Source organism: Alcanivorax sp. (genome assembly GCF_002733835.1).
Lineage (GTDB): Bacteria > Pseudomonadota > Gammaproteobacteria > Pseudomonadales > Alcanivoracaceae > Alcanivorax.
In genome coordinates, this window is the sequence record NZ_NVWY01000024.1 from 1 (window position 1) to 19,835 (window position 19,835).

Consider the following 19,835-nt stretch of genomic DNA (forward strand, 5'->3'; position numbering starts at 1 on the left):
ATTTATTCCTGGCTTTCCTGTGGTCCTTTTGCCATTGCTTCTTTGCCTTATAATCCATTTGATGTCCAGACTCGGCCGTACTGGACGCCCAACGCACGCTGCTCTCCGCCCGCCAGCAACTGGTAACCCTGAAACTGCAGCAGCTGAGCAACGAGACAGAGCTTTACCGCGCACTGGGTGGTGGCTGGGACGCACAGCAGCCCACCCACGTGGCCAGCCGTTAGTGTGTTTGAAAAATACAGACGAATGTCGGATTACGCCGCTACTCGGCTAATCCGACTTACGAAACAAAAGGGATAACGCGGCAGGAAATTACTCGCTGCGTAAGCGGAAGGTGGCTTCGCCGAGGGCCAGCAGCGTGTCCTTTGCATCGAACACTTCCATGGTGCTGTTGTAGATCCGGGTGCCACCGGCACGGCGGGTACCCACGGCACGAATCAAGCCTTCACTGGCCTGACCGGTAAAGGTAGTGGTCATGGACAGGGTGACCGCCTTGCGGATGTGGGTGGGATCCAGGGTCCAGGTACCGGCACAGGCCCCGGCCACATCCATCAGGGTGGCCAGCACCCCACCATGAATCACCCCACCAAGATTCAGATGCCGGGTTTCGATCTGCAAGCCCAGCACCGCCCGGCCTGCCTCCCATTCCAGAAAGTGGAACCCCACCAGAGAGGGGAATCCCATGTCGAAACGGGTATTGGCATCAGCCAGGGAAAACCCGTTGGAGGGCGGAACTGCACTCATACTCTCGCACTCATTGTTCGCTCATTGCTCGTCTGGCCTGTGCCCGATACTGCTGGCCCAGCGGTTCAGGCGCGGCCCTGTACCATCTGTGCAACCTGGCCGACCACGTCTTTCAGGCGCGGGCCCAGGTTTTCCAGCAGCGTTCTGCGGCTTAAGCGAAGCGATGAACCTCCGCAGTTAAACGGCACCACCTGGGCGCCGCCATCCAGAATCAGGGGCACAGCCACGCCACTGACATCCCGGTTCCATTCCCCGTCAGAGGTACAGAACCCGTATTGTTCATATTCGTCATAGGCATTCTGCAGGCTGCGCTCCAGCGCGGGCCAGGCGGCCGGGTCCTGCTGGCGAATCTGCTCGTAGTACATTTCCCGCTCGGCAACCGGAGTGGCGGCCAGAAAGGCCCGCCCCAGTGCTGACGTGGCCATGGGCACCCGCGAGCCGATATCCAGACGCAACACCAGCGGACCACCGCCCTGACATACCTGAATGTACGTCACCTGGGCACCATCCGGCGCGCCAATGGCCACCATACAGTCGGTGGAATCCGCCAGCTCCTGCATATAAGGACGGGCCAGGTCCCGAACCCCTTCACTGGCCAGATAGCGGTAACCTAGATCCAGCACCCCCGGCCCCAACCGGTATTTTTCCAGCTGCGGCACATAACGCAGGTAACCCAGCTGCGTCAGGGTCGCCGTCATCCGCGATACAGTGGGGCGGGGAATGCTGGTGCGCTTGGCCAGCTCCGCATTGCCCAGGTATTCATCAGAAGGCCCAAAGCAACGAAGAATATCCAGCCCCCTTGCGAGGGCCGTGACGAAATTACGGTCTTTATCATTGGCGCCGAGGTCGGCAACAGCTCTACGCATTCTTCTCGTTCCTGTATCAGGCTTCGGGATGGCTGGAATCAGCTGTCACGGGCAACCGGACATCGATTCCATTTATAGTTATGTATTAGGGGCGCAAATATAACAAAAAGCGTTTCGCCTGCCTAAACCTGCCATAGCCCGACTCCCCCTTACTCACGCACAATGGGGTGCGGACACGGCAATCACATTTACCATGTCACGCTTTGGCCACAGCGGTCAATATTTTAAAATTACGTTCCATTATTGTAATGTTGACCCACCACACACAATGGAAGACCGATAAAAGGACGATTCCATGGATACGCTGCAGCAGTTCTACATCAACGGCAGCTGGGTTTCTCCCGCGCCGGGAGCCACCACCCACGCCGTTATCAACCCCGCCAATGAAGAACAGATTGCCACCTTGCCGCTGGCACAGGCTGCCGACATTGATGCGGCAATCGACGCCGCCCACCAGGCCTTCCCCACCTGGTCCGCTCTGACACTGGAAGAGCGACTGGGCTATATGGAAAAAATGCTCGAAGCCTACCAGGCCCATCTACCGGAAATGGCCGAGGCCATCAGCCAGGAAATGGGGGCCCCCATCTCCCTGGCCAGCAAGGTGCAGGCCCCCATGGGTCTGGCCCATTTAAAAACCGCTCTGGGCATCGCCCGGGAATTTCCGTTTGAAGAAACCGCAGGGCAGTCACTGATCCGCCGTGAAGCGGCCGGTGTCTGCGCCCTGATCACGCCCTGGAACTGGCCCATGAACCAGGTCATGTGCAAGGTCGCGCCCGCCATGGCCGCTGGCTGCACCATGGTGCTCAAGCCCAGCGAATTCGCCCCGCTGTCTGCCAATTTGCTGGCACGGATTATCGACGAAGCGGGAGTCCCCGCCGGGGTCTTCAATATGGTGTATGGCGATGGCGCGGCCGTAGGCCCCTTGCTATCCAGCGACCCGCGCATTGATGTGGTGTCTCTCACCGGCTCCACCCGCGCCGGGGAATCGGTAAGCCGGGAAGCAGCCAGCACCATTAAACGCGTGTCGCTGGAGCTGGGCGGCAAGTCCGCCAATATCCTGCTGCCAGGCTGCGATCTGGAGCAGGCCGTCACCCACGGGGTGCGGGCGATGATGAATAACACCGGGCAGAGCTGTAATGCGCCATCGCGCATGCTGGTTCCTGCAGACCAACTGGCCGAAGCGGAACGCATTGCCGCGCAAGTCTGCGACAGTGTAGTCGTCGGAGACCCCGCCGATAGCGCCACAGTGATGGGCCCCATCGCCAATGGCCGCCAATACCAACGCGTACAGGCCATGATTGAGAAAGGCCAGGAAGAAGGCGCCAAACTGGTTGCCGGCGGGACCGGTAAGCCCGCGGGCATCGATAAAGGCTACTTCGCCCGCCCCACGGTATTCAGTGAAGTGAACAATCAGATGACCATCGCCCGGGAAGAAATCTTCGGGCCGGTGCTGGTGATGATCCCCTACGACACCGTGGACAATGCGGTCTCGATTGCCAACGACTCCGAGTATGGCCTGTCCGGCTACGTGTTCGGGGATGATGCCCAGGCGCGCCAGGTGGCCAATCGCCTGCGTACCGGCAATGTCCATATCAATGGGGCCGGCCCGGATGTACAGGCTGCCTTTGGGGGCTACAAACAATCCGGGATTGGCCGGGAATGGGGCCGCTTCGGCTTTGAGGAGTTCCTGGAAACCAAATCCCTGTTCCTGCCGGGGTAATTTCCCCTCTGTCATAACCGGACACAAAAAACCTTGTTTTGTGTACTGGCACAGGGGAGCCAATCAGCCATGCTTTGCATGCTCAGGCTTTCAGGCTTGTCCACAATCTAGGCGCACTTTTGAAGGCATGCTGGTTGCCTGTCTAGAAAGTGCAACAACGAGTGTGGGCCAGCCTGAAAGCCCCGAAGGGCGAGGCCTGAAGCGCGCATCTGCTGCGCCTCCTCTCTAGGACAGGAAACCACCCTGTCCGTCGAGATAAGACTCAACAGCTGCACACTTCAGGCCACGCTGAGCATGCAAAGCATGGCTGATTGGCTCCCTAGCCCCGCCCGGGGCGCGAAATTGCCATTTACCTGATCCGCCGCAACCCTGACTATCGATGACATCAGGCAATGTCACAGTATGACATTTAGCGGCGACCTTGCCGCCCAGGATCAGGAGGACACCATGACAACAACAGCATCCACCACCATTGAGTCCGGCCAGGCAAAGGCCCAGAAAGTCCCGTTGGGCGCCACCGTCAATATTCCGCCCCGTCGTCTGGATTTCCAGTTCGATGACAAGACTACGGCGCGCTATTTCTATGACAACGACCCCTTCCTGAGCGCATTCTGGCTGAGCCTGTCTGCCCTGTTTCCGGAAGGCGAAGCCTTTTTCGTGGATTCCGTACGCCATTACCGTAAAGACATCACCGACGGCAAATTGAAAGCCCAGGTGGCAGGCTTTATTGGTCAGGAAGCCATGCACAGTAAAGAACACGAAGCCTGGAACGAAATGGGCGTGAAATTCGGCTACCCCACTGACAAGCTGGACAAGTCATTGGGCAAACTGCTGGGCCTGGTGCAAAAACGCACCCCCAAGATCTTCCAGCTCGCCGCCACCGTGTGTCTCGAGCATTACACTGCGATCATTGCCGAGCAACTGCTGCGCGAAAGTGAACACCAGGAAAAAATCCTCGATGAAGCCACCGCAAAACTGTGGCTGTGGCACGCTCTGGAAGAAAACGAACACAAGACCGTGGCCTACGACGTCTATGAAAAAGTCAGCGGCAGCTACGCCATTCGTGCGGGAGCCATGGTCCCCACCACCGTGATTTTCTTTGCCGTACTGGCCGTGTTCCAGGCCCGCATGCTGGCCTCAGACGGCCGCCTGTTTGATCTGAAAAACAACTGGCAGGGCATGAAATTCCTGTTCGGCCGCAAGGGGTTATTCACCAAACTGGCGCCCCAGTACCTGGATTTCTTCAAGCGGGATTTCCACCCTTCCCAGCACGACACCGACGCCCTGCTGGACGAATGGCGCGAAAAACTGTTCGGCGCCGATGGCATGCTCACCGAGCAACATGCCCAGGCCAGCCAGCGAAAGGGCAAAAAAACTCACTGAGTTTCTTTCCCTTCCATAAAAAAGGCTGCTTCTCGCACACTGCTGTCCCACAGTTGAGGGACAAATGAAAAAGCCTGAACCGAACTGGTTACAATGATTCTGCGAGGAAAACATTGTGATCAGGGAGGTTCAGGCTTTGTCACATCATAACACCGCCTTTCACCAACTGCTCAAACCGGTTTCGAGACATGATTTTGAGAGGCTGGCCAAAGAGCATCATCACGGGCAAAAACTGAGATCCGCCACGCGCTGGGATCAATTCATTGGCATGGCCATGTCTCAGCTTTCCGGCCGTCAGAGCCTGCGCGATATCCAGTCGAACCTGGAGAGCCAAAAGCATAAGCTTTTCCACCTTGGCGCCAAACCCGTTGCCCGTTCTACCTTGGCAAGGCTCAATGAGAAGCAGCCGGCGGAGCTCTACGAAGCGCTGTTCTACAAGCTGCTCCAGCGCTGCAGAAATAGCCCCAGCTCCCATAAGTTCCGCTTCAAGAACCCTCTCTACTCACTGGATGCGAGTGCCATCAACCTGTCCCTCAAGCTGTTTCCCTGGGCTGCCCACCGGCCGGATACCTGCAACGTGAAGCTGAGTGTCGGACTCAACCATGGCACCCATGTGCCGGAGTTCGTTGCACTGAGCGATGGCAACGAGAACGACCTCGTGAAAGGGCGTGAATTTCGCTTCCCCAAAGGCAGCATCGTCGCCTTTGATAAGGGGTATGTGGATTACGGGTGGTATAAGTCACTGACAGATAATGGGGTTTTCTTCGTGACACGCTTGCGTCCGAACTCCATCTATCAAGTACTGGAGCGCAAGGAATGCGACAAAAGCCAGGGCGTCACCAGCGACCAGATCATCCAGTTAAATAGTGCTCATGCCTTAAAGCGTGGGGCTCCACGGCTGCGGAGAGTGGGTTATTACGACAAAGAAAGCGGCAAGCGCTACGTGTTCATTACCAACCACTTCGGGCTATCTGCCGCCACCATCGCGGCGATTTACAAAGATCGTTGGCGGATCGAGATCTTCTTCAAGACGATCAAGCAGAACCTGCAGATCAAAGCCTTTGTGGGCACCTCTCGCAATGCTGTACTCAGCCAAATCTGGATCGCTATGATTACCTACCTGCTAGTGGCCTTTGCTCGCCATAGTGCCAGAGAAGGGTGGTCTGTTCAGAGGATCATGCGCGTGCTGCAACTCAATCTATTTGATCGCCGAAGCCTGAAAGACATCCTTCATCCTGAGCCTGACAGGCACAAAAAAAGCGAACCTCAAATGAGGTTCGCTTTATGAGGCTGCCAACTGTGGGACAGCAGTGACCCAGGAGGTCGCCTTTTTTGTTGCTACGGCGCTGGACGCATAACGCTTGATGCCTGACGCGAAACAACACCCTCGCGTGCCACAACGAACACATTCTCGTGCAAACGAGCGCCACACAAGCGATCTCAGCACGGGTTTGTCTTTACCGTCCGGCATCAGGCATCCAGCGTTTTACCCCTTTTCACGGAAACGTCTGGATGGCTTAGGCTATAGTCGACAGTCTGGCTAACAATGCGCCATGCCAAAGGAGCCATCATTCGCATGAGCCTCAAACACAAGCTAATGCCCCTGTTTGCCCGCCTGATCACCAGTGAAGGCCTGCAACAGTTACGCCGCAGACTATTGGAGTGGCGCCGCATATTGCGCCGGCAGCCCCACCAGGCCACCTTCTACTTCCGCATTGATGACCCTTACTCGGTGCTGATGGCACAGGTAATGCCGCGCCTTGCCCGTCACTTCGGCATCACCGTCACCCCCCGGGTGATGCTGTATCTGGACCAGCAGATGTACCCCGCCGCCGACATGCTCGCGGAGCTCGCCCCCCGTGACGCGGTCAAGCTGGCCAATCTGCACGGGCTGGATTTTCCCGAAGACTGGCAGCTGCCGCCCCGTGAAGTCAGCCTGGCCGCCACCCGCTGCCTGCTGAAACACGAAGGCGACGAGCGCTTCTGGAGCCTGGCCGCTGCCCTGGCCGATGCCCTGTGGCGCGATGATCACGACAAACTGGAAGCCCTGCTCAGCGAGCACGGCCAACAGGCCGCCGATCGGGCCCAGCTGGCACTGGAAGCCCGCCGGGACCAATTTCTGAAGGACGGCCACTACCTCACTGGCACCCTGCACTACGCCGGCGAATGGTATTGGAGCGTGGAGCGGCTGGATCATCTGGGCCACCGCCTCAACGAGCTGGGACTGGGCGGCGCCGACTGGCCGCTACCCTACGGCCGCGCCAAACGGGCCCGCCTGAAAGACACCCCGGAAGCCCTCACAGGCACCCCGCTGGCGCTGTATTTTTCCTTTCGCAGCCCCTATTCCTACATCGCCCTGGCGCGCACCTATGCGCTGGCGGACCACTACGGGCTGGACCTGAAAATCCGCCCAGTGCTGCCCATGGTCATGCGCGGGCTCACGGTCCCCAAAGCCAAGCGTTTCTACATCCTCAAGGACGCCGCCCGGGAAGCCCGCCTGCACGCAGTGCCGTTCGGCAAGGTCTGCGACCCGGTGGGCGCCGGCGTGGAGCGCTGCATGGCGATCTGGCCCTTTGCCGAAAAAGAAGGCCGCCTGCGCGAATGGCTGCGCGCCGCCGCCACCGGCATCTGGAGCCAGGGAATTAACGCCGCCAGCGATAATGGCCTGAAATTTCTGGTGGAAAACGCCGGCCTGGACTGGAACCGGGCCCGCCGCTGGCTGGACGACGACGATTGGCGCGAACGAGCCGAAGCCAACCGCGACGCCATGATGGAAGCCGGCAGCTGGGGGGTACCGAGCTTTATGACTCAAGATGACATGACTTGGGGCCAGGATCGTTTTGCGATCATCGAGCAGAGGCTGCTAGCCTCGGCATCACACGAGAGCGACGGCGATTAAGATAGTCAGCCGAAGCGGGTTTGGTGGCCGCGACGACAAGATCGAGTTGAAAGTTCAAAGTTTAAAGTTGAAAAGCGCGGGAAGGGTTTATCGAGAACTTAAATGCCCTGCCCGCGAACCTTAACCGTGAAGCGCGAGGCACCAGAACTGGAAATTGCCAGGGCCTCTCTTCGCGTTTCAACTTTAAACTTTGAACTTTCAACTAATCCTGACTCTGCCTCCCAGCCCCATAACATTAAAAACCAAGGAGAAACCTTCATGACGATTGCTTACTGGTGCGTGCTTGCCGCCATCTTCCTGCCCTACCTGTCCACCGGCTTCGCCAAGTTTCAGGGCGGGTTCGGCCCCAAACAAAATCACAACCCCCGCGAGTTTCTGGAAACTCTGGAAGGGAGTCGCAAACGCGCCCACTGGGCGCAGCAGAATGGTTTTGAAGTCACCCCGGCTTTTGCAGCGGCAGTGATCATCGCCCACCTGGCTGCCACGTCTCCGCAGGGCACCATTGATGGTATCGCCCTGGCGTTCGTCGCCAGCCGCATTCTCTTCACCGTCTGCTATGTGGCGGACTGGGCCAGCGCCCGCACTCTGGTCTGGGCCTTTGGCATGGGTTGTATCGTGGCGCTATTCGTGGGCGCAGGCAGTTAAAGCAGTGGCGAGTTACGAGTATTGAGTTTCGAAAGGCAAAACCACAACCGGCAACCGCGATTGTAGATTTTCGCTTCTCGATACTCGTAACGTTTCCATGCCCCGGACCTTCACCATCACCGTCAACGGCAAGGGCCATTTCCCCTGCCGCACCGACCAGTCCATCGTCGACGCCGGCCAGCAGGCCGGTTTCGGATTCCCTGTGGCCTGCCGCAATGGCGTGTGTGAGCGCTGCATCGGTCGCCTTAGTCATGGACAGGTGCAACAGAAAAACCGCACCATTCACGCGGGCGATGCCAGCAGCTCCCAGGTGTTATACTGCGTCGCTCTGCCACTCAGCGATTGCGAGATAGATGTGCCCGAGGTAACCGCGCCCGGTGAATTGCCGGTCCACCAGATTCATTGCCAGATCCAGCAGATCGACGCGCTCAACCACGACGTCAGCCGGGTCTGGCTGCGCCTGCCCGCCGGCAAGAAAATCCAGTGGCATGCAGGCCAGTATCTGATGCTGAACCTGCACGGCGAAAGCTACCCCTTTTCCATCGCCAACCATTGCGATGGCCGCGATATTGAATTGCACATCCGCCATGGTGATGACAACAGCGCCGCCCAGGACATTATGGCCAGCCTGCAGGCAGACAGCACCGTGAGCACCACCCTGCCCGCCGGCCTGCGGTTTATCGACAGCGCACCGGACCAGCCCGTGTGGTTCATCTGTGGCTCCACCGGTTTTGCACCGGTAAAAGCCATGATCGAACGTCTGATCACCCTGAATTTCACTCAGCCAGTGCGGCTGTTCTGGGGCGCACGCACCGACGCAGACCTGTATCTGCCCCACCTGCCGGCCCAATGGCAGGGTGCCCTGGCCGACTTCGATTTCATCACCTCCCTGTCGGACATCCGCCACCCGGACCACGCCGAAGGGCTGGTCCATGAAGCCGCACTGGAAGCGCTCAGCGAACCCGACCTGCCCCTGTTCTTTCTGGGCGGTTCCCCGCCCATGGCCTGGGCGGTGTTCGATGCACTGGTGGCTGAAGGCGTTCCCGCCGGCAACATTCACTGCGACGTGTTTGACTACGCCCCACGGGACTGAAAGCCGTCGTGTAGGAGCGTGCTTGCAAGCGAAGAAGGGGCTGCGACCCGACAGCCCAGCTCTTCGCGTGCAAGCACGCTCCCACATTGAATTTTGCGGTTGCTGTCGGAGCTTGTGACACCGCCCTTGCAACTGCTCTAATGGGCCTTCACGGATCGGAATGGCTGCCATGGCGCAGGACGCGAACAACACGAGCCAAACGTTTTTACTACCCTGTCACGAATGTGATCTGGTGTCGGCCGTGAGCCCCGGCAAGGATGGCCAGTGGCTGCAGTGCCCCCGCTGCCAGCACCCGCTGATGCGCCCGGCACAAAACGACCAGCTCACCCCTGCCCTGGCCTTTACCGCCCTGCTGCTGCTGACCCTGTCTTTACTGTTTCCCTATCTGGGCTTCGAGAAAAATGGCATCGAGCGGGCCATGACCGTCACCGACGCGGCCTATGAGCTGGCGATTTACCACCACCCGGCCCTGGCCGTTATCGTGATCGCCACCATCATTGTGATCCCGGCGCTGTATCTGTTGTCGGTGTGCTGGATTCATATGAGCCTGGCCAGCCCCGGGCCCCTGCCCGGCAGCCTGTTTCTGGCCCGCTGGTTACCCCGCATGCAGCCCTGGATGATGGCCGATGTCTTTGCCATCGCCGCGCTGGTCAGCCTGGTGAAAATCATCGCCATGGCCCATATCCAACTGCTGTCCGCCTTCTGGACCTTTTCCGGTTTCGCCCTGATCCTGCTAATCACCGTCACCCGCATGAACACCATCGGCCTGTGGCAGCGGCTGCTCGGCGACCTGCAACAGCCAGCGCAGGCACAAGCCGGCGACACCGCCCAGCGCCAGGGCCTGATTGGCTGCCAATGGTGCGGGCAGCTGCAGCCCTTGGGACAATCCCACCGCTGCCACCACTGCCACAGTTTTCTCCACGAGCGTCACCCCTTCAGCCTGCAGCGGGTCTGGGCATTGCTGGTCACCGCCATTCTCTGCTGCTTTCCGGCGCACCTGTTCCCAATCATGATCACTACCAGCCTGGGCAAGACCGAGCCCTCCACCATCATTGCCGGGGTCATGCTGTTTCTGCGCCACGGCGACTGGCCCATCGCCCTGATCATTTTCACCGCCAGCGTGCTGGTGCCCTTCGGCAAGATCCTCGCCCTTGGCTGGCTCTGCATCGCCGCCCGCCAGCGACAGCCTCTGGACATGACCAGCCAGATGAAGCTCTATCGGCTCACCGAGTGGATTGGCCGCTGGTCCATGATCGACGTCTTTGTGGTGGCCATCATTGTGGCCCTGTTTCAGATGGGCAATATTCTTACTGTTACCCCCGGTGTCGGTGGGCTGGCCTTTTCCGCCGTGGTGATTTTTACCATGCTCGCAGCACACCAGTTTGATCCCCGCCTGATCTGGGACCGGCAACAACAGCTACTGCAAGATTCAAAACAGCGCGCAGAACAACGCCAGCCACCGACACTTGAACCGGAGAAACCCTCTTGAACCAGGCCGATTCGCCACCGTCACATCGCCGCCCGCGGTTATCTGCCGTCTGGCTGATTCCATTGCTGGCCGCACTGATCGGCCTGTGGCTGGTGTTCAGCTACCTCTCCAGCCAGGGCCCGGTCATTACCCTGGAACTGGAAGATGCGGAAGGCATCAACGCCGGCAAAACCGCCGTCAAGATGCGCAATGTGCAAGTGGGAGTGGTGGAAAGCGTCAGCCTGTCCGAAGACTTGAGCCACACCCTGCTCAGCGTGCAAATGCAGGCCGACACTGAACGCATGCTCAACAGCGACACACAATTCTGGGTGGTAAAACCCCGGGTCGGGCGTGAGGGAGTCAGCGGCTTGAGCACCGTCCTGTCCGGTGCCTATATCGAATTACTACCCGGCAACAGCAGCAAGAAGGCCAAAACCTTTACCGTAAAAAATTCGCCACCGCCGGAGAAAACCGGGGACGGACTGTTCCTGAAACTGATCAGCGAGCCAGGCACCAACATCAATAACGGCGACCCGGTGAGTTTCCGCAGCCTGAAAGTCGGCCGCGTGGTAGACACCACCTTTGACCCCGATGCCGAACTGTTTCGCCACCGCCTGTTCATTGAAAAACCCTATGATGTACTGGTCAGCGACAGCAGCCGCTTCTGGAAAGTCTCCGGCATCGGCTTCCAGCTGGATGCCCGCGGCTTCCAGGCGCAACTCAGCTCACTGGAAGCCCTGCTTGGCGGTGGCATTTCCTTCTCCGTGCCCGATCCCAATATGAGCACCGGCGCCCCCGTGGAAGACGACCACCAGTTCGTGCTGCATGACAACCAGGAAAGCGCCAAGCGGGCTCTCTACACCCAGACACTGGATTATGTGCTGCTGGTTGAACGCAGCGTGCGCGGCCTGCAAGCCGGGGCACCCGTCGAATACCGCGGCATCCGCATCGGCACGGTGGAGCAAGTCCCCTGGGCCTTTGGCACCGAAGGCCCCAACGCCATGACCGACAGCCCGATTCCGGTACTGATCCGCCTGGAACCACAACGGGTCACCCATCAATCCACGATTGCATTGCCCTCATGGAAAAGTGAAATCAGCCAGATGGTGGAAAACGGCCTGCGCGCCAGCCTGAAAGCCGGCAATCTGCTGACCGGCTCCCTGTTTGTTGACCTCGAGTTTCACAACAACGCCCCGGCAACTGATGCCTCGCTCACCTACCGCTCCGTACCCGTCCTTCCCTCCGTGGGCAGCGGCGGCCTGAGCAAACTGGAAGATCAACTCCACGCCCTGCTGAAAACCCTCAATGGGCTTCCCATGCAGGACATGGCCAACAACCTCAACAGCAATCTGAAACACCTGTCCGGCGTGACCGGCCGCATCGAAAACCTGCTGGATGACCCCGCTCTCAATGCGCTGCCCCAGCAGATTTCCGACAACCTGAATGCGCTGGAAAGCACCCTGCAGGGCTGGCAGGCTGGCGGCGATGGCTACCGGGAACTGCAAGGCACCCTGCAGAAACTCAATCGCCTGCTGGATGACGCCGAGCCATTACTCGACACCTTGAATGAACAGCCCAACGCGCTGATCTTCCAGCGCCACCCGGCCACCGACACCCAACCCCGAGGTGCACAATGATCCGCCTGTTAGCCATCGCCGCCCTTCTCGCCGGCCTGTGGGGCTGTAGCCACGCCCCCGCCACGTCACCGCCGGGCTACCTGCTGCCGTCTGCCACCGGGGCCGCGCATTCACCGCTAACCATCAAGGTACAGCTGGCCAGTTACCTGAACCGGGGCGGCATTGTCATGCAACTCAGTGACAGCGAGATACAGGTGGGCCGCCACCATCGCTGGGCCGAACCGCTGGCCACGCAATTACAACGCTCCCTGGAAACCCACATGCCCAGCGGAGACAACAAGACGCTCACCGTGGAGCTGACCCGCTTTCAGGGCCTGCAAGGCAAAGACAGGGATTCCGCCGTCATCACCGGTCGCTGGGCACTGACTGGAAACAACGGAGAGGTTGCCCAGGGGCGCATTCAGTGGGAAGCCGCGCTGGCCAACGGCGGCTATGCGAATCTGGTAAGAACGCTGGATCAGGGTTGGCAGGCAGTGGCGGCAGAGATTGCCACCGCCATGGATTGAATCGTGGGAGCGAGCCTGGAGCCCACAACCAACCCCTCGAAGGGGCCTGCTTTGTAGGTCGACTTAGGGCGTAGCCGTAAGCCGACATCCCGCTGAACCGTAGCGGTAACGCTTTATGTCAGATTACGCCTTCAGGCTAATCAGACCTACAGGGAGTGCCCTTAGTGGCGGTATCGCATCGCACGCGCCCAAATAACTCGCTTACGGCACGCTCTTATCTGGCAACGGCAGGGCAGGCAGATTGCCTTCCAGCTGAGCCATACGGCGGTCAAACGCAGACATGGCCTTGCTGGAATCGCCCAGCGCCCGGTACAGGCGCGCCAGTTCCGCCAGCGCCGTGGCACTCTGGCTTGAATTGGCCGCCGCCTCGAAAAAGCCCTGCGCCTTGCCCCACAGACGCGCTTTCAGCGCAACACGGCCAGCGGTGATCAACACCGCCGCATTGCCCGGTCGTTCTACCAGCCACTTTTCCAGCACCTGCAGCAGGTCGTCCGGGGGAATATCGTCGATGGCTTCCAGCACCGGCGGCAAGCGGTCATCCCACTGGGAATCCAACTGCTCACGGACCAGATTCAAGGCTCCACGGCCACCGCCCAGCTGGGCCAGGAAACCGGCATAGCGGGCCACCATGGCCGGATCGTTTTTCAGGTGTACCGGCACATCTTTCCAGAGTTTGCGCAATTCATCTCGGCGACTATCGGCATCGTTGAAGCCAGGCTTGCGGGCGGTTTCCTGCAACCAGGCCAACCAGGCCCGGCGCTCACGACGGCCCTGGTTGGCCTCGCCAAAGGCCCGCTTCAAACGCGGCATCAGGGCACACAGCACCTGCCAGTCCTTCTGGCTTTCCAGTACCTCGGCATAGGTATTGAGAATACGCTTGTTGCGCGGCGCCATGTCCGCCAGCACCTTCAATTCGCTACGAGCCTGTTCCGGGTAGCCGTCTTCCAGGGCGAAGCGCGCTTTCATCAGGCCGGCCACCAAACGTCCCCGACGATCGCTGCTGGCCTGTTCAAGATAATGCTGCGTTGCCTCTACCTTGTCCTGCTCCTGGGCCGCTTCCGCCGCCAGCAACCAGGCCACCAGCGGCCAGTCACCGTCTTCACCGGCGGCCACCAGCAAGCGCTCGGCCTTTTCCTGTTCGCCATCCACTAACTGCAGGAAACCACTACGCAAACGACGCTCCGCCACTGCCTTTTTCCAGCGGCGGGTGGCACGCACCGGCTCCATGGCATTCCAGGCCGCGTTGCCCAGCAAGGTCAGCACCACCAACGCCACCGCGCCAAGCAGGGCCAGCAGCACCACAAACCCCAGGGTGGTATCCACAGACACGGAGTCCCGGATGATCAACACATAACCGGAATCCGCTGCCATCCAGCGCCCCAGCGCCAGCGCGGCAACCAGGGCGATAATAACCAGCAGGACGACTTTCTTCATGCGCCGCCCTCCTTGCGTTTCAAGGCTTCGATAGCCGCCAGGCCATTACCGATTTGCGGCAGGGCCTGGGCCACGCTGGCACCCCCCATCTCCTTGAGGGTTGCCTGCATTTGTGCTGCACGGGGATCATCGTCCCGGAACCATTGTTCGAGGGTACTGCGAGCATTTTCAACGGCTTGCCCATAGGCCTCCGCCCGGCCCTGCATCAGCGCCAGCTGAGCCTGCTGCAGGCTGCCATCCAATGTCAGGCGCACCAGCGAAGCCTGCTCACCCGACAACGGCAGCGGCACTGCACCCTCGTGGCGACGCACGGTCACCGGCATCCGGTCCAGCACATCTTGCCACCAGGGCAGATCTACATCCGGGGTATCACGCTCCGGTGGTGACGCTTCTGCAGGTACCGCCAACTCAGCGACCAACTCCCGCAAGGCCCCCAGGCGCAGCACCATGCCCTGCACGTCCACCTGGCTGGCCCCACTGAGGGTTTCCATGTCCAGAGCCAGTGCCTTGCGGGCCGGCAACACGGCGGGGTCATCCAGGCGGGCCAGTGTTTCATCCGCCGCTTTCAACAAGCGGCGCGCGGCCAGGGCATCCTGGGTAAGCAACAGACGCTGGCTGGCCAGGCTGGCCAGGGCACGCGCTTCGTTGATCAGCCACAAACGCTGACCGCCGCTTTTCAAGTCGGTCAGCGCGGCGCGGTCCTTGGTCATCTGCGCCGCCAGTTTGGCCTGCTCTTTTTCCAGACCGGACAGGGCAGACTGCACCTGGGCGCGCTGGCTGGCCAACTCACCTTTCACGGTCGTCACTTGATCCGCCAGGCTGCTCTTTTCGCTCTTCAGCCGGGTGAACTCCTGCCACCCCCACCAGCCAGCCGCCCCGAGTGCAGCCAGCACCACCAGTACCAGCAGCACAGTCAAAAGGCTTGCCCCGGCCTGGCGGGAAAAAAGACGATCCTGCGTCATGTCAGCTCCGTTGTTGTCATAGCGAGGCGTGCGCGAGTCTCGAACCCCCTGCGCCCTCGGTGTGGCGATACCCGATATCATTGCAAAAACCTTAAAGTGAGCGCCCATTGCTGTCCAATCATTAACGGTTAGATCGGGTAAAAAATTCTTCGCGCCATGGAGTAATCACTATTCACCGCTGAACGCATAGCCAGACCGAAAATCACGCGCCCGACCAAGCCGGCAGGCAGCCAAGACACTGGGGAGAAGAAAGACGCTCGCCTTAACGATCGCTACCACCGGCGTTCAAGGCCGCCAGCATGTCATCGTCATGGGCACTGGCTGCCACCCGCACCGGGCCGGCATGATTGGCCTGCACCGCAGCAGCCACCCGCGCCCCAGCCGCCACCACGCCACAACCGGCGGGCAGCACAGGCTGGAGCGCCTGCCAACCTTGCACGCTGGTAACCATCACCCAATCAGCCTGCGCCGAAATGGTGATGTGGCTGGCCCCATGGCGCCGGTAAAAGGCCAGCGCATCGACACGGGCACCGCGCGCTTCCAGGCTCTGCGCCAGCAACTCGCGGCCACTGTCGCCCCGACAGATCAGAACCTGTTTCTCCTGCAGCTGTTGCAGGCAGGGCAGCGCCAGCACTGCTTCGGAATTGAAGCCATGCTCTGGCACCGTGGCAGGTAGATGCCAGGACGCCAACTCCGCCGCCGTGGCCCGACCCACCGCCAGCCAGTGCACACCCACGGGCCACTGCGGCCACAGGTCCGCCATGGCCGACAGGGCCAACCGAGCGGCATTCACGCTGGCAAAAAATACCGCGTGGTAACGATCCAGTTCCATCAGGGTGCGTTGCATGGCGCCATCCACCGGCACCGGCTCTATTTCCAGCGCCGGCTGGTGAAGAGGCTGGTAGCCCGCCTCCGTGAGCAGGGCCATCAGCCGTTGCTGCTGGCCCGCGGGACGGGTCACGACGACCTGTTGCTGCCGTCCTTGCCGGGTCATTGGCGGGCGTACAAGGCCTGCAAAATGGCATCCGCGCCTTGGGCCAGCAGCTGTTCGGCAATATCGATACCCAACTCGGCACCCTGGGCGCGCGGAGCCGAGCCTTCCGCCCGCAGCACCCGGCTGCCATCTTCCTCTGCCACCAGGCCACGCAGCCACAATTGGCCATCCTCCAGCAACGCAAACCCCGCAATGGGGACCTGGCAGCCCCCTTCCAGACGGCGGTTCATGGCACGCTCAGCCACCACGCGATCCCAGGTATCCACATCGCTCAGCGGCGACAACAGCTCGATAGTGCGCGCATCCTCTTCGCGGCATTCGATACCCACCGCGCCCTGCCCCACGGCAGGCAGCGATTCTTCCGGAGGCATTTCGTAGCGAATGCGATCGTGCATTTCCAGGCGTTTGAGGCCCGCGGCAGCCAGAATAATGGCGTCAAATTCGCCGGCATCCAGTTTGCCCAGCCGGGTCTGCACATTCCCGCGCAGGCTTTTCACCACCAGATCCGGGCGATTGGCTTTTACCTGGGCCTGGCGGCGCAGGCTGGAGGTGCCCACGCAAGCGCCATGGGGCAAAGACGACAGGCTATCGAATGTACTGGAAACAAACGCATCCCGGGGATCTTCGCGCTCACAGATCACCGGCAGGGCAAACCCTTCCGGCAGCTCCATGGGCACATCCTTCATGGAGTGCACCGCAATATCCGCGCGCCCATCCATCATCGCCTCTTCCAGCTCCTTCACGAACAGCCCCTTGCCACCGATCTTGGCCAGCGGGGTGTCGAGGATCTTGTCCCCCTGGGTCTTGATCCGCACCAGCTCCACCGCCAACCCGTCATGCAGGCTTTCCAGACGCTGCTGAACATACTCGGCCTGCCAGATAGCCAGCGGGCTGGAACGGGTGGCGATACGCAAGATTTCGCGGGACATGGGGCATCCTGTTGTTCAGTTAAAAAGTGGACTTAGTCTACAGCAAAGGCACGTGGGGGCCGAGACGAGGAGTTAAAAGTGAAAAGTTCAAAGTTTAAAAGCGCGGGCAGAGTAGTCGGATTCAGAAACGTCGAAGCCGCGCCCATAGTCTGGACGCGGCTTCGAGAGCAGGCCCCACCCGGTGCAGGCCCGCGTTTCAACTTTAAACTTTCAACTTAATTGCCGTACACGACAACGGTAAATTCCGCCAGCACCCCAAAGAAGTTCTGGGATTCATAGTCCACATGGTGAATTTCGGTAATCCCGCCATTACGGGCGGCGGTCTGGATGCTGGCATCGCCGGAGGCAACCACACCGAGAATGGAGCGGGCACTGGCGCGCCCCACGCGAGTGGGCTTTTCCGAGGAGGCGGTGGCCGCCATGGGCGCTTTCACGTTGCCATACAGAAAGCCGGTAACCGGCATGGTGGCGCTGGCACAACCGCTGAGCACGACCGCGCTGACCAGAAGAAGGAGTGTTTTTTTCATCACAGAGTTCCTGTTTTTGTTATTCGTTGGCGTTCGTTTTTCGTTCAATGCAGCAAGCTCAAGGCTAGCATGCGGCCCGGGCCTTGTTAATTACCCCGGATCCCCGTTACAGGCTTTGCAGCACCCGCCGCAGCCCCGCCACATGGCGCCGGCTCACGGTCAACCGTTCATCCACCCCGCGCAGACGCACCTGATGGTGCCCGGCGGTGGCCATCTCCATGCCCTCAATATACCGGAGTGCCACCAACGCATTGCGGTGAATACGCACAAACTGGTCACCGAATTCGGTTTCCAGCTCTTTCAGGGTTTCGTCAATCAGCACTTCGCCTTCGCTAAAACACACGGTCACGTATTTCTGATCGGCCAGGAAGTAGCGCACGTCCTCCACCGGCACCAGTTCCAGACCCCGGTGGGTTCGGGCGCTGATATGGCCGCGACGACGGGGCTTTTCTTCGCTCACCTCATCGCTGATTTCCGCCAGCTGCACGCGGTTAAGCGTTTTCGCCTTGGTTAGTGCCGTTGTCAGGTCGGCGGCATTGACGGGCTTGAGCAGGTAATCCACCGCGTGCACCCGGAATGCCTGCAAGGCATGCTCGTCATAGGCTGTACAGAAAATCACGGCCGGCGGATTGTCCATCTTGCCCAGATGCTCCGCCGCTTCCATGCCATCCATTTCCGGCATGCGGATATCCATCAGCACCACGTCCGGCTTGCAGGACTGGGCTTCAATGATGGCTTCACGGCCATTGGCCGCCTCTGCCACCACCTCGGCATTCTCGATTTTATCGACCAGCCTCTTGAGCCGGTCCCGAGCCAATTGCTCGTCATCGCAGACAAGTACCCGCATAAGTCCCATCCTTTTTATTGCAGCGGATATCGAATTTCGATCTCGTATTCTTTTTGTTCCGGGCGGGATTCCACCGCCACCTCGTCACCGTACAGGGCTTCCAGCCGGTGACGTATATTTTCCAGCGCCATGCGGTTGCCTTTGTGATGTCCGTCGCCTTCCGGCTTGGGATTGCTCACCGACAGCACCAGGTTGCCATTGTGCGCGAGGGCGCGAATCGTCACCATCCCCCCTGCAGATAATGGCTGTATGCCATGATAAATGGCATTTTCAAGCAAGGGTTGCAAGGTTAATAACGGAATCTTCAGGGATTTTGCGTCTACCTGGATATCCCATGCCACCTGCAAACGCTCCCCCATCCGCAGCTGCTCGATGTGAATATAGCGCCGACACAGCTCCAGTTCTTCTTCCAGTGAGGCCTCGTTTCCACTGTTCTTGAGGCTGGCGCGAAACAGCACCGACAAGTCCTCCACCACCTGCTCCGCCCCATCCGGGTCCACCGCGATAAGGCTGGCGATAATGTTCATGGAATTGAACAGAAAGTGCGGGCGGATCCGTGATTGCAGGGCCTGGATACGTGCCTGCAACTCAGCCTGATCCTTTTGCCGCAACTGCTCCTGCACATAGAAATAGCGCATAACCAGGCCGGCGATGATCGCCGCAATCAAGCCGTTAACCGGAATTTCTGTAGACCACAGCCCCATTTCCAGTGCGCCGCCGCTCACCCAAGCCATGATCAGCCGGGCCAGAACGCTGAACAACAGGGTATCGACCACCACCAGCAATACCACAGCGGTAGAGGTCCAGGCGGGTGGCAACAGGTTCAGTCGATTACGCAGCTGGCACACCAGCGCCGCAGACGTCAGCCCCACCCACTGCACGAACAGAGAGGTAACCGCCAGCCGACCGACACTGAAATCGTCGTAGTAAGTGGCCACCAACGTCACCACCAACGCCATCAACTCAGCCACCACCACCACCACCAGCACGGCTCGAGTGCTGCACAGGTCAGGCAGGAAACTGTTATTGGCCGGGACATCCATGGCCACGAATGCTCTCCTTATACGGAAAAACAATTAATTAGGGTCTTAGGAAGCAAATCGCATGCTAATATGCATTTGCGCCTATGAATACAGGTAAAAACCGCTACTACAAATTTTCCAAGATCAGTGAGGCCCGAT

General features: G+C 59.8%; 18 protein-coding genes. 9 read left to right on the top strand and 9 right to left on the bottom strand.

Translation table 11 applies throughout. The features are described from left to right. Nucleotides 1-312 precede the first annotated feature (312 nt). Nucleotides 313-744 carry a PaaI family thioesterase gene (locus COA55_RS10675; protein WP_290502116.1) on the bottom strand — a complete coding sequence of 144 codons (432 nt, stop codon included), beginning with the start codon at nt 742-744 and terminating at the stop codon, nt 313-315. A gap of 65 nt (nt 745-809) precedes the next feature. Then, the gene (locus COA55_RS10680) at nt 810-1,610 is read right to left on the bottom strand and encodes an IclR family transcriptional regulator (RefSeq protein WP_290502118.1); all 801 of its coding nucleotides are present in this window, start codon (nt 1,608-1,610) and stop codon (nt 810-812) included. A gap of 295 nt (nt 1,611-1,905) precedes the next feature. Here COA55_RS10680 and COA55_RS10685 point away from each other — a divergent pair, with 295 nt between their 5' ends. From COA55_RS10685 to COA55_RS10725, 9 genes are all read left to right on the top strand, one after another. Beyond that, on the top strand, nt 1,906-3,330 hold the full coding sequence (locus COA55_RS10685) for an aldehyde dehydrogenase family protein (RefSeq protein WP_290502120.1): 1,425 nt from the start codon (nt 1,906-1,908) through the stop codon (nt 3,328-3,330). A 447-nt stretch (nt 3,331-3,777) separates the two neighbouring features. Continuing rightward, complete coding sequence (locus tag COA55_RS10690) at nt 3,778-4,713, top strand: metal-dependent hydrolase (protein WP_290502122.1); 936 nt, start codon at nt 3,778-3,780, stop codon at nt 4,711-4,713. Nucleotides 4,714-4,849: 136 nt separating this feature from the next. Continuing rightward, nucleotides 4,850-6,001: an IS4 family transposase gene (locus COA55_RS10695; RefSeq protein WP_290502141.1), complete on the top strand. Its 1,152-nt coding sequence runs from the start codon at nt 4,850-4,852 to the stop codon at nt 5,999-6,001. Between the two features lie 288 nt (nt 6,002-6,289). Continuing rightward, nucleotides 6,290-7,612, top strand: coding sequence for a DsbA family protein (locus COA55_RS10700; protein WP_290502123.1), 1,323 nt, complete (start codon nt 6,290-6,292; stop codon nt 7,610-7,612). Nucleotides 7,613-7,870: 258 nt separating this feature from the next. Beyond that, nucleotides 7,871-8,257: an MAPEG family protein gene (locus COA55_RS10705; protein WP_063538119.1), complete on the top strand. Its 387-nt coding sequence runs from the start codon at nt 7,871-7,873 to the stop codon at nt 8,255-8,257. Between the two features lie 97 nt (nt 8,258-8,354). Then, nucleotides 8,355-9,350, top strand: coding sequence for a 2Fe-2S iron-sulfur cluster-binding protein (locus COA55_RS10710; RefSeq protein ID WP_290502126.1), 996 nt, complete (start codon nt 8,355-8,357; stop codon nt 9,348-9,350). Nucleotides 9,351-9,519: 169 nt separating this feature from the next. Beyond that, nucleotides 9,520-10,839 carry a paraquat-inducible protein A gene (locus COA55_RS10715; protein WP_290502128.1) on the top strand — a complete coding sequence of 440 codons (1,320 nt, stop codon included), beginning with the start codon at nt 9,520-9,522 and terminating at the stop codon, nt 10,837-10,839. Then, nucleotides 10,836-12,455: an intermembrane transport protein PqiB gene (pqiB, locus tag COA55_RS10720; protein ID WP_290502129.1), complete on the top strand. Its 1,620-nt coding sequence runs from the start codon at nt 10,836-10,838 to the stop codon at nt 12,453-12,455. The genes COA55_RS10715 and pqiB overlap by 4 nt, the downstream gene beginning before the upstream one ends. Next, nucleotides 12,452-12,961, top strand: coding sequence for an ABC-type transport auxiliary lipoprotein family protein (locus COA55_RS10725; RefSeq protein ID WP_290502131.1), 510 nt, complete (start codon nt 12,452-12,454; stop codon nt 12,959-12,961). Before pqiB ends, COA55_RS10725 begins: the two co-directional genes overlap by 4 nt. A 201-nt stretch (nt 12,962-13,162) precedes the next feature. Here COA55_RS10725 and COA55_RS10730 read toward each other — a convergent pair whose 3' ends face one another. The 7 genes from COA55_RS10730 to COA55_RS10760 all read right to left on the bottom strand — a co-directional run bounded on the left by COA55_RS10730 (nt 13,163) and on the right by COA55_RS10760 (nt 19,697). Further along, nucleotides 13,163-14,395 carry a heme biosynthesis HemY N-terminal domain-containing protein gene (locus COA55_RS10730; protein ID WP_063519246.1) on the bottom strand — a complete coding sequence of 411 codons (1,233 nt, stop codon included), beginning with the start codon at nt 14,393-14,395 and terminating at the stop codon, nt 13,163-13,165. Further along, the gene (locus COA55_RS10735; protein ID WP_290502134.1) at nt 14,392-15,357 is read right to left on the bottom strand and encodes a uroporphyrinogen-III C-methyltransferase; all 966 of its coding nucleotides are present in this window, start codon (nt 15,355-15,357) and stop codon (nt 14,392-14,394) included. The genes COA55_RS10730 and COA55_RS10735 overlap by 4 nt, the downstream gene beginning before the upstream one ends. Nucleotides 15,358-15,619: 262 nt before the next feature. Further along, nucleotides 15,620-16,318: a uroporphyrinogen-III synthase gene (locus COA55_RS10740; RefSeq protein ID WP_290502136.1), complete on the bottom strand. Its 699-nt coding sequence runs from the start codon at nt 16,316-16,318 to the stop codon at nt 15,620-15,622. A gap of 29 nt (nt 16,319-16,347) precedes the next feature. Continuing rightward, nucleotides 16,348-17,280 carry a hydroxymethylbilane synthase gene (gene hemC, locus COA55_RS10745; RefSeq protein ID WP_063519243.1) on the bottom strand — a complete coding sequence of 311 codons (933 nt, stop codon included), beginning with the start codon at nt 17,278-17,280 and terminating at the stop codon, nt 16,348-16,350. 215 nt (nt 17,281-17,495) lie between these two features. Continuing rightward, on the bottom strand, nt 17,496-17,807 hold the full coding sequence (locus COA55_RS10750) for a TRL-like family protein (protein ID WP_063519242.1): 312 nt from the start codon (nt 17,805-17,807) through the stop codon (nt 17,496-17,498). Between the two features lie 106 nt (nt 17,808-17,913). Further along, nucleotides 17,914-18,654, bottom strand: a complete 741-nt coding sequence (locus tag COA55_RS10755; RefSeq protein ID WP_063519241.1) for a LytTR family DNA-binding domain-containing protein — start codon at nt 18,652-18,654, stop codon at nt 17,914-17,916. Nucleotides 18,655-18,668: 14 nt separating this feature from the next. Continuing rightward, nucleotides 18,669-19,697, bottom strand: coding sequence for a sensor histidine kinase (locus COA55_RS10760; protein ID WP_290502143.1), 1,029 nt, complete (start codon nt 19,695-19,697; stop codon nt 18,669-18,671). Between the last annotated feature and the right edge of the window lie 138 nt (nt 19,698-19,835).

Excerpts from the sequence above, each read along its gene's own strand:
- COA55_RS10690 (WP_290502122.1), top strand. The coding sequence starts at position 3,778 with ATGACAACAACAGCATCCACCACCATTGAGTCCGGCCAGGCAAAGGCC.
- COA55_RS10715 (WP_290502128.1), top strand. The coding sequence starts at position 9,520 with ATGGCGCAGGACGCGAACAACACGAGCCAAACGTTTTTACTACCCTGT.
- COA55_RS10685 (WP_290502120.1), top strand. The coding sequence starts at position 1,906 with ATGGATACGCTGCAGCAGTTCTACATCAACGGCAGCTGGGTTTCTCCC.
- COA55_RS10750 (WP_063519242.1), bottom strand. The coding sequence starts at position 17,807 with ATGAAAAAAACACTCCTTCTTCTGGTCAGCGCGGTCGTGCTCAGCGGT.
- COA55_RS10705 (WP_063538119.1), top strand. The coding sequence starts at position 7,871 with ATGACGATTGCTTACTGGTGCGTGCTTGCCGCCATCTTCCTGCCCTAC.
- hemC (WP_063519243.1), bottom strand. The coding sequence starts at position 17,280 with ATGTCCCGCGAAATCTTGCGTATCGCCACCCGTTCCAGCCCGCTGGCT.
- COA55_RS10755 (WP_063519241.1), bottom strand. The coding sequence starts at position 18,654 with ATGCGGGTACTTGTCTGCGATGACGAGCAATTGGCTCGGGACCGGCTC.
- COA55_RS10700 (WP_290502123.1), top strand. The coding sequence starts at position 6,290 with ATGAGCCTCAAACACAAGCTAATGCCCCTGTTTGCCCGCCTGATCACC.
- COA55_RS10680 (WP_290502118.1), bottom strand. The coding sequence starts at position 1,610 with ATGCGTAGAGCTGTTGCCGACCTCGGCGCCAATGATAAAGACCGTAAT.
- COA55_RS10730 (WP_063519246.1), bottom strand. The coding sequence starts at position 14,395 with ATGAAGAAAGTCGTCCTGCTGGTTATTATCGCCCTGGTTGCCGCGCTG.
- COA55_RS10710 (WP_290502126.1), top strand. The coding sequence starts at position 8,355 with ATGCCCCGGACCTTCACCATCACCGTCAACGGCAAGGGCCATTTCCCC.
- COA55_RS10675 (WP_290502116.1), bottom strand. The coding sequence starts at position 744 with ATGAGTGCAGTTCCGCCCTCCAACGGGTTTTCCCTGGCTGATGCCAAT.
- COA55_RS10760 (WP_290502143.1), bottom strand. The coding sequence starts at position 19,697 with ATGGATGTCCCGGCCAATAACAGTTTCCTGCCTGACCTGTGCAGCACT.
- COA55_RS10725 (WP_290502131.1), top strand. The coding sequence starts at position 12,452 with ATGATCCGCCTGTTAGCCATCGCCGCCCTTCTCGCCGGCCTGTGGGGC.
- COA55_RS10735 (WP_290502134.1), bottom strand. The coding sequence starts at position 15,357 with ATGACGCAGGATCGTCTTTTTTCCCGCCAGGCCGGGGCAAGCCTTTTG.